Here is a 12,942-nt window from a genome sequence, read left to right as displayed (position 1 = left end):
ACGGACGTCTGTGAAAGTAGGTCATCGTCAAGCTACCCTCTCCTAAAACCCCCGACCGGTAATCCCGGCCGGGGGTTTTGCTTTATACGCGACTATTGATATCGGGGAGTCGATCCTCGATGAACGGATCGGGCTCGATACAGGCCTGCGCGCCGTCGAAGCTGTCCCCAGTTCACGCGCCTCCCGCGCTCGAGGGCGCTGCCCCGCGATCTCTTCGCCTCTCATTCCATTTGGCATGCGCCGCCCGTCAACCTGCATCTGCACGTGGTTCGGTCCGCCGGTTCTGCTTTGGCGTCATATGACTTGGTTACGGGTACCAACGTCCATGAGATGGCCACACGCTGTTTTCCGCCTGGAGCACTGCCGCCAGTTGTAACGACACCTCGTCCATCACAGGAAAAAATATTTTGTTTCAAGTTTTTATCGATTCATGTGAGTAGGTACTCTCGTGAATTACTCGATGAAACATGGATTCTTACTGGTAGATGAAACTCATTCGCACTAAGATGGCAATAATGTTTTATTTATTTACAACTAGAGCTGTCGATACAGTTATGAGATAGTGTTGAAGGTATGGCTCAGGCCAGAGGATTCGCCCTGTGCCGCCTGGCTAAGTTGCCGGTGGATACGGGTGTGCAGTGAGCAAGTATGGACGTGCCTGTCGGCGCGTGAGGTCAACCATTTCCCGTGAGCTGTGCTGTTATGGTCACGTCGGGTTCGCTCAAGTCATCTGGTTTTTGGTCAGCGTCGTCGCATGGCCTCAATCTCCTTTTCCTGCGGTTGCGCTACGCCCATCCGGCATCCTTGGCTCCGAGCCTGGGCTGGGGGGAGGGCGCTCTCGGCTGGTTCGATGCGGTGGATGTTCCCGCCGTGCGCCAGCCCGCGTCGGGTTGGCGTTTCTGCCAACGCGACGCGAGCATGCATGGGCCGCAGGCGTTCCGTTTTTTCGGAGTGGAGCACACGCTGGCGGACAACCGCGGCTGGCGGTGGAAGCCTTGGGGAGAGGACTGGCTTCTCAATCTCCATGCTTTCGATGATCTGCTCGCAGACGACAGGCAGGCCCGCTTCGAGTGGCATGAGAAACTGATCTCCAACTGGATCATGGCCAACCCTCCGGGCAAGGGCGTGGGATGGCAGCCGACGAGCCTGTCCAGACGTATTTCGAACTGGATCAAATGGGGCTTGGCCACGCAAGGCCTGAACGACGTGGCGCGCAGCAGTCTGGTGGTACAGGCGCGTTTCCTGCGCAAGCGGATGGGAAGCTCGGTTACGGGCCTGTACGCGGGGCGCGCGGGGATGGCGCTGCTGTTCGCCGGGGCTTTCTTCGAAGGGAGCGAAGCCGACGGATGGCGTCGCATAGGCGTGTCGGTGTTGCGCAATATGCTCAAGTCGCGTTGCTTCGAGGGGGGGCAGGATGCGCCGCCCGCATTCAACGCCGGCGCGCTCGAAGGCCTGCTGGACTTGGTGCAGCTGGACAAAATCTATCCGGGATTGCTGCCGCTGGATGAAGTGAACCGTTGGCAGATGGCCGCGCTGGAGTTGCTGGCGCACGGCGAGGCGCCTGCCGCGGGGCCGGACGCCGCCGGCAGGGCGGTGCTGTTCGATGCGCCGTCCTGGCAGGCGCTGCGCAGCTATGCGCGCGAGCTGGGCGTGCTCTCCGGAAACTGAACGTAAGCCCTTACAATAGCCCGGCCTCTGCACAGAGGCGGTGCTGGCGTTCGCTCGCCCCGGCCGGTAGGCACCTTCGTCGTGGGGCGTCATTCGAGTCTTTCCATGCTGCGCACATCGTTTGTTTCCGCCGCTCTGGGCCTGTCGATATTGCTTGCCGGGTCCGCGCATGCCGCCGACCCGCTGCGTATCGGCGAGATCAATAGCTACAAGGCCCAGCCGGCTTTCCTGGAACCCTACCGCAAGGCCATGATGCTCGCGCTCGAGGAGGTCAACGCCGCGGGCGGAGTGCACGGACGCCCCCTGGAACTGGTCATCCGCGACGACAACGGCACGCCGGGGGATGCGGTGCGCGCCGCCGAAGAACTGGTGTCGCGCGAGCGGGTGGCGATGCTGGCGGGGGGCTTCCTGTCGAATGTGGGGCTGGCGCTGGGCGACTATGCCCGCCAGCGCAAGATGCCCTTCCTGGCCAGCGAGCCGCTCACGGACAAGATCACCTGGGCCAACGGCAACCGCTATACCTTCCGCCTGCGCCCTTCGACCTGGATGCAGGTGTCCATGCTGGTGCCGGAGGCGGCCAAGCTGGGCAAGAAGCGCTGGGCCATCGTCTATCCCAACTATGAGTACGGCCAGTCGGCGGTGCAGACTTTCAAGTCCCTGCTCAAGGCGGCGCAGCCCGACGTGGAGTTCGTGAGCGAGCAGGCCACGCCGCTGGGCAAGCTGGACGCGGGTCCGGTGGTCCAGGCGCTGGAGGCCAGCAAGCCCGACGCGATTTTCAACGTGCTGTTCGCCACCGACCTGACCAAGTTCGTGCGCGAAGGAAGCACACGCGGCCTGTTCAAGGGCAGGGAGGTGGTGAGCCTGTTGTCGGGCGAGCCGGAGTATCTCGAGCCCTTGAAGGACGAGGCTCCCGTGGGGTGGGTCGTGACCGGCTATCCCTGGTATGCGATCAAGACGCCGGAGCATCAGCGCTTCCTGGACGCCTATCGGAAGAAATACGGCGAGCCGCCGCGCCAGGGGTCGGTGGTCGGCTATGTGACCATCCATGCGGCCGCCGAGGCACTGAAGCGGGCGCGCAGCACCGACCCCGAGAAGATCGTCGAGGCGTTCCATAACATGCCGCTGTCGTCGCCCTGGGGCCCGATCGTGTTCCGCGCGCAGGATAACCAATCGACGCTGGGCGCCTATGTGGGCCGCACCGCGCTGCAAGGCAGCGGCGCGCAGCGCACCGGGGTGATGGTGGATTTCCACTATGCCGATGGCGCCAAGTACCAGCCCTCCGATGCCGAGGTGGTCAAGCTGCGCCCGGCTCGTTGACCGGTGCTGGCGCAACTGCTGAACGGGCTGGCCAGCGCCAGCAGCCTGTTTCTGCTATCGCTCGGCCTGACGCTGATCTTCGGTGTTTCCCGGGTGGTGAATTTTGCCCACGGCTCGCTTGCGATGCTCGGGCTGTACCTGGGCGTGAGCCTGGCGGGCTGGATGATGCCCTGGCTGGGCGGGGCCGGATTCTGGGGCGCCGTAGCCGGGGCGACGGTGGCGGTGGCGCTCGTGGGCGCGCTGGTCGAGCGCCTGCTGCTGCGGCGCCTGTATGGCCGCCCCGAATTGTTCCAACTGGTGGCGACGTTCGCGCTGGTGCTGATCGTGCGCGACGCGACCCTTTGGTTCTGGGGAGCCGACGATTTGCTCGGGCCCAAGGCGCCTGGGCTGGATGGGGTGTTCGCGCCCGGGGCGCTCAACCTGCCTTGGTACGACCTGGCGCTGATGGCGGCCGGTGTGGCGGTATTGGCGGCCGTGCGCTGGGTCATGGCGTCGACGCGCTGGGGCCTGCAATTGCGCGCCGCGACCGAAGACCGCGAGATGGCGCTGGCGATAGGCGTGGATGAACGCCGCCTGTTCACGCAGGTATTCGCGCTCGGCGCCGGGCTGGCGGGCCTGGCCGGCGCCTTGCAGATGCCGCGCGAGCCGGCGGCCCTGACCTACGACTTGCAGGTCGTTGCCGAAGCCTTCGTCGTGACGGTGGTTGGCGGCATGGGCAGCGTCGCCGGGGCTTTCGTGGCGGCCATGCTGATCGGCGTCATCAAGGCCGCCTGCGTGGCGCTGGGAACGCTTCAGGTGGGCGGGTTCGAGCTGGTCTTGCCCAAGCTCACGCTGGTCATCGAATTCCTGTTGATGGCCGTGGTGCTGGCCTTCCGGCCCTGGGGCCTGTTCGGCCGCCCGGCCGCGCCGGCCCGTGCCGCGCGCGCGGAATGGACGCCGCTGCCGGCGCCGGCGCCGCGCGCCGTGTGGGGGGCGCTGGCGCTGCTGGCCGTGCTCGCCGCGCTGCCATGGATGGCGGCGGATGCGCCCTACGTACTCGTGTTGGCGGTCGATGTGCTGATTGCCGGCCTGTTCGCCGCCAGCCTGTTTGCGCTGATGGGGCCGGGCGGCATCCATTCGTTCGGCCATGCCGCGTTCCTGGGCCTGGGCGCCTACGGAGCGGCGCTGGCCGCGCCGTTGCTGGCGGACGCCTTGCCTGGAATGGAAGGCGCCGGCGGAATGCTGCAGGTCGTGCTGGCCATGTGCGCGGGCATGGCGCTGGCGGTGGCCGGCGCCGCGCTCTATGGCTTCGTGGTGTTGCGCGCGGCGGGCGTCTATGCGGCGATGCTGACCCTGGCCTTCGCGCAGATCACCTGGTCCATCGCTTTCCAGTGGGACGGCGTGACGGGCGGCAGCAACGGCCTGTTCGGGTTCTGGCCGCAGGGGTGGCTGGGCAGCCGCGAGGGCTATTACTGGTTCGTGCTGGGTATCGCCGCGCTGGCGGCCTGGCTGCTGCGGCAGGTATTGCATGCGCCGTTCGGCGTGACGCTGCGCATGGTCAGGGATGCGCCGCTGCGGGCCGAGAGCCTGGGGCTGCCGGTGTTCGCGGTCCGTTGGACGGCGTTCATGCTGGCGGGCGCGCTGGCCGGCGCCGCGGGGGCGCTGACGGTGTTCGCCAAAGGTTCGCTGTCGCCCGACCTGCTGGCGATACCGCGCTCGGTCGATGCGCTCGTCATGGTGCTGCTGGGCGGCCTGCAGTCGCTGGCCGGGCCTTGGCTGGGCGCGCTGGCGTATACGGTAGGGCAAGATTTCCTGGCGCGCGCGACCGAATACTGGCGCGCGGCCATCGGCTTTGCCATGCTGGTCCTGGTGCTGCTTGCTCCCGGCGGGTTGACCGGCTGGCGCTGGCCGGCCGCGGCAAGGAGGCAGGCATGAGACTGGAGGTGGAACACCTGTCCCGTTCGTTCGGCGCGGTCAAGGCGGTGAGCGATGTCAGCTTCGGCCTGGCGGCGGGCCGGATGCTGGCCTTGATCGGCCCCAACGGCGCGGGCAAGAGCACGTGCTTTCAATGCATCAACGGTCAATTGCGCCCGGATGCAGGCCGAGTGGCGCTGGAAGGGCGCGACATCACGCATGCCAGCGTGGCGTCCCGGGCGCGGCTGGGCATGGGACGCACGTTCCAGATCGCGCAGGTGGCCGCTTCGCTGACGGTGCGCCAGCATATGGCGCTGGCGCTGGCCGCGCGCGACCCGGCTGTATGGCGCAGCGTGACCGGCCGTGCGCAGCGCGAGGCGCTCGAGCAGGCAGACGCCTGGCTGGCGCGTTTCGGCCTGGCAGGGCAGGCCGAGCGCTTGTGCGCGGAGCTTCCCTACCCCGAACTCAAGCGGGTGGAGCTGGCGAGCGCGCTGGCCCTGCGGCCGCGCGTGCTGCTGATGGACGAACCCACCGCCGGCATGACCCGGGCGGACCGGCGCGCGCTGATGGCGCTGGTCAGGCAGGAGGTCGAGGCATCGGGGCTGGCCGTGCTGTTCACCGAGCACAGCATGGACGTGGTGTTCGGTTTCGCGGACGCCGTCCTGGTGCTGGTGCGCGGCCGCGTCATCGCGTCGGGCACGCCGCAGGAGGTCGCAGCGGATCCCGCCGTGCGCGCGGCCTACCTGGGAACGGCGGCGGAGACGGCGGCATGACGGCTCTGCTGCGGGTGCGCGGCCTGAACGCTTTCCACGGACGCGCGCAGGCTTTGTTCGACGTCTCGCTGGACGTGCGGGGGGGCGAGATCGTCGCCCTGGTCGGGCGCAACGGCGCGGGCAAGACCACGCTGATGCGCGCGCTGGCGGGGCTGGTGCAGGCCACGGGCGAGATCCGGCTGGATGGCCGCCGCATCGATGGCTGGCGCGCCGACCGGCGCGTGCGCGCCGGCCTGGCCTGGGTGCCGGAGGACAGGCGCATCTTCCAGCAACTGACCGTGGCGCAGAACCTGGAAGTGGCCGAAGCCGCGGCGCGGGACGGCGCGCCGGCCTGGAGCGCGGCGCGGGTCTACGGCCTGTTTCCGGAACTGGCGCCGTTGGCGCGCCGCCTGGGGGGAGCGCTCAGCGGCGGCGAGCAGCAGATGCTGGCCATCGGCCGGGCGCTGATGACCCAGCCGCGCGTGGTCATGCTCGACGAGCCCTCCGAGGGGGTGGCGCCCATCGTCGTCGAACGCCTGGTGCAGGCCATCCGGGCCTTGCGCGGCGAGGGACTGGCGGTGCTCTTGTCCGAGCAGAACGAGGCGCTGGCCGCGCCGCTGGCGGACCGGGCGCTGGCGCTGGAAGACGGGATGCTGGCCACGGTCAGCGGGGCGGACGCGGGCCGGCCATGAGGCCGGTGCCGCCGGATGTGCTTCCGCATATAGTTGTTAACGTCAACAAGATAGTGTATAAAAACAACTATCAATGGCGACACAACATGCAGGGGTACGTATGGGCAGTGCATTTTCCACCATCAGGCTCGAGGTAGACGACCACGTCGCCACGCTGACGCTGAACCGGCCCGAGAGCCGCAATGCGCTCAACGTCGCCATGTGCGGCGAACTGCTCGCGGCGACCGAGCGGCTGGCGGCCGACGAGTCCGTCCACGTGGTGCTGATCCGCGGCGAGGGACCGGTCTTCTGCGCCGGCGCCGACCTGAAAGAGCGGCAGGGCATGTCCACTGCCGAGCTGACGGCGCGCCGCGTCAAGGGGTTCATGGCCTATGCCGCGATCGAGCGCCTGCCGCAGGCCGTCATTTCGGTGGTGCACGGTCCCGCCTTCGGTTCCGGCTGCGAGATCGCCGGCGCCAGCGATTTCATCCTGGCCTCGACCGAGGCGAAGTTCCGCTATCCCGAAGTGAGCTGGGGCACCATAGGCGCGACCCAGCGCCTGCCGCGCATGGTCGGCACCCGCATGGCCAAGGAGCTGCTGTTCACCGGCCGTACGTTCGATGCCCAGGAGGCCAAGGAGATCGGCCTGGTGAACCACGTCTACGCGCCCGACCAACTGGTAGCCGAGGCCGTGGCCATGGCCCGCCATATCGCGGCCGCGGCGCCGCTGACGGTGCGCCTGACCAAGCGCTGCGTGGACCAGGGCGTGGAAACGACGCGCGAAGGGGCGATGGCGGTCGAGCTGCTCGCCATCGAGGAAAACCTGCGCAACAGCGACTGGAAGCGCGCCATTGCCGGTTTCGGTTCGGGAGCGAAACAAAATGCTTGAGCGTCCGACCACGCTTTACCGCGCCCTGGAACGCACGGCCAGCCAGTATGGCGAGCGCGATGCCTTCATCTGCCAGTCCGACCGGCTGAATTGGAACGAAGTGCTGGCGGGCACGCGCCGCGTCGCCGCCGCCTTGCACGCCAGCGGCATCCGCAAGGGCGACCACGTCGGCATCATGCTGGGCAACGGCGCGACCTGGCTGCAGATATTCTTCGCCTGCGCGACCGTCGGCGCCGTAACGGTGCCGGTCAACACCCGCTTCAAGACCGATGAGCTGCAGTTCTGCCTGAAGCAGGCCGACGTGAAGATGCTGTTCTTCGCCGACCAGTTCCTCGGCATCGATTTCGTCGAATTGCTGACCGCGGTCGAGCCGGCGTTCGAGGGCAGCCTGCCCGGCGCGGCGCTGCCGGAGCTGCGCCAGGCCGTGATGGTGGGCAACGGTCCGTGCCCGGCGGGCGCCGGCCGCTATGTGGATTTCCTGGCGCGCGGCGAGAGCGTGCCGGCCGGCGAACTGGAGGCCGCGGCCGGCCAGGTCGAGCCCGGCGACGTGCTGCTGATGCAGTTCACGTCCGGCACGACGTCCTTCCCCAAGGGCGTCATGCTGACCCACGCCAACATGCTGACCAATGCCTGGGCCGCGGGCCAGCGCATCGGCGCGCGCTACGACGACCGCTACTTCAGCATCCGACCGTTCTTCCACGTGTCGGGCTCGACGCTGTCGGTGCTCATGAGCCTGGTGTTCGGCTGCTGCCTGCTGACCCTGCCCAAGTTCGACGTGGCCGAGACGCTGCGCATCATGGACGTCGAGCGCTGCACGCTGACCTCGGGCAACGACACGATTTTCCTGATGATGATGGGCCATCCCGACTTCGACCGGAACAAGCTGCATCTGCGCGGCGGCTGGGCGGCGGCGGGGCCGGAGGTCATGCAGCAGATCCGCGACGTCATGGGCGTGGACGGCGTATGCAACGCCTACGGGCAATCGGAGGCGTCGCCCAACGTCATCATGTCGTCGTGGGACGATCCCTTCGAGTTCCGCGCGCACGGCTGGGGCCTGCCGCATCCGGGCACCGAGGTGCGCATCGTCGACGAGGAAACCGGCCAGGTGCTGCCGCCGGGCGGCCAGGGCGAGATCCAGGTGCGCGGCTGGCACGTGATGCGCGGCTACTACAAGATGCCCGAGGCGACCGCCAAGGCGCTGACGCCCGAAGGCTGGCTGCGTACCGGCGACCTGGGCGAAATGCGTCCGGACGGCCGGCTGCGCATGGTGGGCCGCCTCAAGGACATGTACCGCGTGGGCGGCGAGAACGTCGCGCCCGCCGAGGTGGAAGAGACCCTGCACGCGCATCCCGCGGTCCAGATGGCGCAGGTGGTCGGCGTGCCCGATGCGCGGCTGGGCGAGGTGACGGCGGCTTTCGTGCTGCTCAAGGAGGACAAGCATGCCGAGCGCCAGGAGCTGATCGACTGGTGCAAGGCGCGCTGCGCCAACTTCAAGGTGCCGCGTTATCTCGACATCGTCGAATCGTTCGACAATATCGGCATGACCGGCAGTTCCAAGGTGCAGAAGAACAAGCTCAAGGCGCACGCCATCGAGCTGTTCGGGCTGGGCGGCGTGAAGGCCGCGGACGGAGGAAAGGCATGAGTGTTGCCCAAGGCGGAGCGGGCGCGCGCGCAGGCGCCGACGTGGTTCTGTGCGAATGCTTCGCGCGCGACGGTATGCAGCACGAAGAGGGCTTCATCCCCACGGCCACCAAGGTGGCCTTGATCGACCGCTTCGCGCGGATCGGCTTCCAGCGCGTGGAGGCCACGTCCTACTCGAACCCCAAGGTGGTGCCGCAGTTCGCCGACGCCAGCGAGCTGCTGCGCACGCTGCCGCGGCGCGAGGGCGTCTGGTACAAGGCGACCTGCGCCAACGTGCGCGCGGTGGAGCGCGCGGTGGCCGACCTGGAGGCCGGCTTCGGCGCCAACGAAATCAGCCTGCTGGTCTCCGCCAGCGAGTCGCACTCGATGAAGAACCTGCGGCGCACGCGCGCCGACCAGTGGCAGAACGTGGCCGACATGGTGGCGGCTTCGCAGGGGCGCTTCCGGATGATAGGCACGGTGTCGGTCGCCTGGGGCTGCCCGTTCGAAGGCCGGGTGTCGGCGGACAGCGTGGTCGAAGACGTGAAGCGCTTCGCCAGGCTGGGGGTGATGCACGTGGCGCTGGGCGACACCACCGGCATGGCGGCGCCGCAGACGGTTCGCCGGCTGATGGAGGCCGTGCATGCCGAGGCGCCCGAGGTCACGGCGGTGGCGCATTTCCACGATACGCGCGGCACGGGCCTGGTCAACTACGTCGCGGCGCTGGAGGCCGGCTGTCGCTATTTCGACTGCGCCTTCGGCGGAGTCGGCGGCCATCCGGCCAAGGTCAAGTACGGCGGCGGCCATACCGGCAACGTATCGACCGAGGACCTGGTCAACCTGTTCGAATCCATGGGCGTGGCGACCGGGATCGACCTGGCCGGCCTGATGGAGACGGCCGAGCTGTGCGAGCAGGCGCTGGGTCGCAGCCTGCACAGCCGCGTGGCGCAGAGCGGCCTGAACCCGCTGCTGGCCGCCGCGCGGGAGGCCGCGCATGGATAACCGGCAAGCCACGGCGGACGCAACGGTGTCCGGGGACGAAGCGATCCAGCCCGGCGTGATCCAGGTCGGACCGTTGACCGGATCCGCGATCGCGCCGTTCGCGACCTGGCTGGGCATCGAGGTGCTCGAGGCCGACCACGGCAAGTCCGTGCTGGCCATGCGCGCGAGCCAGCGCCTGGCCAATCGCCGCGGCGTGGTCCATGGCGGCGCGATCGCCACGCTGGTCGATTCGAGCATGGCGATCGCCACGCGCACCATCGAAGCCGGCATGGAGACCAGCGGGACGGTAGACTTGAACATCCATTTCGTTGCGCCCGGCCGCGGCGAATTGATCGCCCGGGCGGAGGTCAAGCATGCGGGCGGCTCGATTTCGTTCTGCCAGTGCGAGGTGCGCGACCTGGACGGCACGCTGGTGGCCACGGCCATGAGCAGTTTCAAGCTCAGGCGCCCCAAGCACGCCTGAGCGCCCGCGCCGGGCGGTGCGGCGCCGCCTGGCCGACTGAGGTACATTGCTGCGGTCAACTTTTCGAGAAGCACACAGCATGGCACGACCCGCTCCCGAGAATCTGAAGGAGTTGTTTTCCTACCGCCTGAACCGCCTGGCATTCGTTTCCAGCCGCATCGCCGCGCGGGTGAACGAAACCCAGTACGAGCTGGGGTCGCGCGACTGGCGCATCATCGGTCTGCTGGGCGCCTTCGCGCCGCTGTCGCTCAATGCGCTGGCGCACGAGGCCAACATCGACAAGAGCCAGGCCAGCCGCAGCGTGGGCGAGCTGATCGAGCGCGGCTACGTCAAGCGCGGTGCGGACGAGTCCGACGGCCGGGGTGTGCGGCTGGATCTGACGCCGCAGGGGCGCGCCCTTTACCGCAAGGTCTTTCCCAAGGCCGTCGAGCGCAACGACCGCATGCTCTCCATCCTGACCGAGGAGGAGCGCGACGTGCTCGAGCGCGCCCTCGACAAGCTCACCGACCATACGATCGCGCTGCTCGACGAACTCAAGCCCCGCACGCCCAAAGAGAAGAAGTCCGCCCGGGGTCGCTAGGGAAGCGGTGCGAGGCCGCCTTTCGCGTTGACGGGCCCCCGGCCTCGCCTGTCTTGTCTGGTCCGCCCGAAGCCGTCCGCGCTTATAGTTGAAATTGTCAATTAGATAGTATATAAAATCAACTATATTGCAGACGAGGCAAGACCAGAGCATGAGCGAACTCCTGATAGAAAATCACGGCGCCGTCCGGGTGCTGACCATGAACCGGCCGGAAAAGCACAATGCGCTCAACACGGCCCTGACGCAGTCGCTGCTGGACGCCTTGCTGCAGGCCGATGCCGATCCCGGCGTGCACGCCGTGGTGCTGACCGGCGCCGGCAAATCCTTCTGCGCTGGGGCGGATACCTCGGAGTTCAGCGCGCTGGTGCCCGAGGATCCCCTGGCCGTCAACGCGCGCGCCGACCTGACCACGCGCCTGCACCTGACCTTCTCGCGCATGGCCAAGCCGGTGGTGGCGGCGGTGCGCGGCAACGCGCTGGGCGGCGGAGCGGGGCTGGCCATCGCCTGCGACCTCGCCGTCATGGCCGACAACGTCCGTTTCGGCTATCCCGAACTCAAGCACGGCATCGTCGCCGCGGTGGTGATGTCCAACCTGGCCCGGCAATTGGGGCGCAAGCACGCGTTCGAACTGCTGTCCATGGGCGAGCCCATCGATGGCGCGCGCGCCCTGGCGCTGGGGCTGGCCAACCGGGTGGAGCCCGCCGAGCAGGTGCTCGACGCCGCCATGGAGGTCGCCGCCAAGCTGGCGAGCTGGAGCCCGATCGCGATGGGCACGACCAAGAAGCTGTTTCACCGCGTCGCCGACCTGACGCTGGAGGAAGGCCTGGCCGCGGGGCGCGACGCCAACGTGATCATGCGGGGCTTCCGCAAGGCGGCCAAATGACGCGGCCGCTGGAGAACATCACCATCCTGGACCTGTCGCGGGTGCTGGCGTGCCCGTTCGCCAGCATGATCCTGGCCGAACTGGGCGCCACGGTGATCAAGGTCGAACAGCCGGGCGCGGGCGACGAGACGCGCAGCTTCGAACCCCAGGTGGAAGGCGAGGGCGGCACGGAGTCGGCCTATTACATGGCCTTCAACCGCAGCAAGCAGTCCATTACCGTCAACCTGCGCAGCCCGGAAGGGCAGGAACTGGTCCGCAAGCTGAGCGCGCAGGCCGACGTGGTGCTGGAGAACTTCCCGGTCGGCACGCTCAAGCGCTACGGCCTGGACTATGCGCGGCTGTCGGAGCACAACCCGGGGCTGGTCTATGTCTCGTGCACGGGATTCGGCATGACGGGCCCCTATGCGCCGCGCAAAGGCTACGACACGGTGTTCCAGGCCATGGGCGGCATCATGAGCCTGACCGGGGAGCGCGGCGGCGGCCCGGTCAAGCCGGGGCTGCCGGTGGCCGACCTGACCTCGGGCCTGTGGGTGGCCATCGCCATCCTGTCCAGCCTGATGGGCCGCCATGCCACTGGCAAGGGCTGTCACGTCGATTTCTCCATGTTCGACGGGCAGGTCGGCCTGCTGTCGCTGGCCGCGGCGCGCTTCTTCGCGCTGGGCGAGGTGCCGCCGCGCCTGGGGACCGAGCATCCGGGACGGGTGCCGTCGGCGGCGTTCCGCTGCCGCGACGGCAAATGGGTGCAGGTCACCGGCAGCGACCAGCACTGGAAGCCGCTGTGCGACCTGCTGGGCCTGCACGACTGGGCCGAGGATCCGGCGCTGTCCAGGAACATCGAGCGCGTGCGCCGCCGCGAAGAGGTCATGGCGGCGCTGTCCGCGGCGATCGGCCAACTGGACCGCGACGAGTTCTGCCGCCTGTGCGATGCGGCCAAGGTGCCCGCCGGCCCCATCCTGAACGTCGACGAGGTGCTGACCAACGAGCATGTGCTGGCGCGCGGCATGGTGCGCGAATTCGACCATCCGCAGGTCGGCGCGTTCAAGGCCGTGCCGGTGCCGTTCAAGTTCTCCGGCTACGACGATCCCAGCCTGGCCCGCCCGCCCTTGCTCGGCGAGCATACCGACCAGGTGCTGGCAGGCCGGCTGGGCATGACGCGGGAACAGATCGCCGCCTTGAGAGACAAGCAGGTCATTTAACTCAACGG

General features: G+C 67.9%; 12 protein-coding genes. All 12 read left to right on the top strand.

Features of this window, described 5'->3' with window-relative positions; genetic code table 11:
• The first annotated feature begins 702 nt into the window (after positions 1-702).
• The 12 genes from PIGHUM_RS23275 to PIGHUM_RS23220 all read left to right on the top strand — a co-directional run bounded on the left by PIGHUM_RS23275 (position 703) and on the right by PIGHUM_RS23220 (position 12,934).
• Entirely contained in the window at positions 703-1,668 is a 966-nt protein-coding gene (locus PIGHUM_RS23275) for a hypothetical protein (protein ID WP_124082097.1), read from the top strand.
• A 105-nt stretch (positions 1,669-1,773) separates the two neighbouring features.
• A complete protein-coding gene (locus tag PIGHUM_RS23270) occupies positions 1,774-2,985 on the top strand; it encodes an ABC transporter substrate-binding protein (protein WP_124082095.1) in 1,212 nt (403 codons plus the stop codon).
• Between the two features lie 3 nt (positions 2,986-2,988).
• On the top strand, positions 2,989-4,899 hold the full coding sequence (locus PIGHUM_RS23265) for an ABC transporter permease (protein WP_124082093.1): 1,911 nt from the start codon (positions 2,989-2,991) through the stop codon (positions 4,897-4,899).
• Complete coding sequence (locus PIGHUM_RS23260) at positions 4,896-5,651, top strand: ABC transporter ATP-binding protein (RefSeq protein ID WP_124082091.1); 756 nt, start codon at positions 4,896-4,898, stop codon at positions 5,649-5,651. The genes PIGHUM_RS23265 and PIGHUM_RS23260 overlap by 4 nt, the downstream gene beginning before the upstream one ends.
• Entirely contained in the window at positions 5,648-6,322 is a 675-nt protein-coding gene (locus tag PIGHUM_RS23255) for an ABC transporter ATP-binding protein (RefSeq protein ID WP_124082089.1), read from the top strand. Before PIGHUM_RS23260 ends, PIGHUM_RS23255 begins: the two co-directional genes overlap by 4 nt.
• 100 nt (positions 6,323-6,422) lie before the next feature.
• Positions 6,423-7,190 carry an enoyl-CoA hydratase/isomerase family protein gene (locus PIGHUM_RS23250; RefSeq protein ID WP_124082087.1) on the top strand — a complete coding sequence of 256 codons (768 nt, stop codon included), beginning with the start codon at positions 6,423-6,425 and terminating at the stop codon, positions 7,188-7,190.
• Entirely contained in the window at positions 7,183-8,832 is a 1,650-nt protein-coding gene (locus tag PIGHUM_RS23245; protein WP_124082085.1) for an AMP-binding protein, read from the top strand. The genes PIGHUM_RS23250 and PIGHUM_RS23245 overlap by 8 nt, the downstream gene beginning before the upstream one ends.
• Positions 8,829-9,812 (top strand): hydroxymethylglutaryl-CoA lyase, encoded by a 984-nt coding sequence (locus tag PIGHUM_RS23240; protein WP_124082083.1) that lies wholly within the window; start codon positions 8,829-8,831, stop codon positions 9,810-9,812. Before PIGHUM_RS23245 ends, PIGHUM_RS23240 begins: the two co-directional genes overlap by 4 nt.
• Positions 9,805-10,275 carry a PaaI family thioesterase gene (locus tag PIGHUM_RS23235; protein WP_124082081.1) on the top strand — a complete coding sequence of 157 codons (471 nt, stop codon included), beginning with the start codon at positions 9,805-9,807 and terminating at the stop codon, positions 10,273-10,275. The genes PIGHUM_RS23240 and PIGHUM_RS23235 overlap by 8 nt, the downstream gene beginning before the upstream one ends.
• 79 nt (positions 10,276-10,354) lie before the next feature.
• Positions 10,355-10,855 carry a MarR family winged helix-turn-helix transcriptional regulator gene (locus PIGHUM_RS23230; RefSeq protein ID WP_124082079.1) on the top strand — a complete coding sequence of 167 codons (501 nt, stop codon included), beginning with the start codon at positions 10,355-10,357 and terminating at the stop codon, positions 10,853-10,855.
• 151 nt (positions 10,856-11,006) lie between these two features.
• Complete coding sequence (locus PIGHUM_RS23225; RefSeq protein WP_124082077.1) at positions 11,007-11,738, top strand: enoyl-CoA hydratase/isomerase family protein; 732 nt, start codon at positions 11,007-11,009, stop codon at positions 11,736-11,738.
• A complete protein-coding gene (locus PIGHUM_RS23220; RefSeq protein ID WP_124082075.1) occupies positions 11,735-12,934 on the top strand; it encodes a CaiB/BaiF CoA transferase family protein in 1,200 nt (399 codons plus the stop codon). The genes PIGHUM_RS23225 and PIGHUM_RS23220 overlap by 4 nt, the downstream gene beginning before the upstream one ends.
• The last annotated feature ends 8 nt before the right edge of the window (positions 12,935-12,942 follow it).

This window comes from Pigmentiphaga humi, from assembly GCF_900606115.1.
Lineage (GTDB): Bacteria > Pseudomonadota > Gammaproteobacteria > Burkholderiales > Burkholderiaceae_B > Pigmentiphaga > Pigmentiphaga humi.
This window is presented reverse-complemented; position numbering and strand designations above follow the sequence as displayed.

Excerpts from the sequence above, each read along its gene's own strand:
- PIGHUM_RS23275 (WP_124082097.1), top strand. The coding sequence starts at position 703 with ATGGTCACGTCGGGTTCGCTCAAGTCATCTGGTTTTTGGTCAGCGTCG.
- PIGHUM_RS23270 (WP_124082095.1), top strand. The coding sequence starts at position 1,774 with ATGCTGCGCACATCGTTTGTTTCCGCCGCTCTGGGCCTGTCGATATTG.
- PIGHUM_RS23260 (WP_124082091.1), top strand. The coding sequence starts at position 4,896 with ATGAGACTGGAGGTGGAACACCTGTCCCGTTCGTTCGGCGCGGTCAAG.
- PIGHUM_RS23255 (WP_124082089.1), top strand. The coding sequence starts at position 5,648 with ATGACGGCTCTGCTGCGGGTGCGCGGCCTGAACGCTTTCCACGGACGC.
- PIGHUM_RS23250 (WP_124082087.1), top strand. The coding sequence starts at position 6,423 with ATGGGCAGTGCATTTTCCACCATCAGGCTCGAGGTAGACGACCACGTC.
- PIGHUM_RS23245 (WP_124082085.1), top strand. The coding sequence starts at position 7,183 with ATGCTTGAGCGTCCGACCACGCTTTACCGCGCCCTGGAACGCACGGCC.
- PIGHUM_RS23240 (WP_124082083.1), top strand. The coding sequence starts at position 8,829 with ATGAGTGTTGCCCAAGGCGGAGCGGGCGCGCGCGCAGGCGCCGACGTG.
- PIGHUM_RS23235 (WP_124082081.1), top strand. The coding sequence starts at position 9,805 with ATGGATAACCGGCAAGCCACGGCGGACGCAACGGTGTCCGGGGACGAA.
- PIGHUM_RS23230 (WP_124082079.1), top strand. The coding sequence starts at position 10,355 with ATGGCACGACCCGCTCCCGAGAATCTGAAGGAGTTGTTTTCCTACCGC.
- PIGHUM_RS23225 (WP_124082077.1), top strand. The coding sequence starts at position 11,007 with ATGAGCGAACTCCTGATAGAAAATCACGGCGCCGTCCGGGTGCTGACC.
- PIGHUM_RS23220 (WP_124082075.1), top strand. The coding sequence starts at position 11,735 with ATGACGCGGCCGCTGGAGAACATCACCATCCTGGACCTGTCGCGGGTG.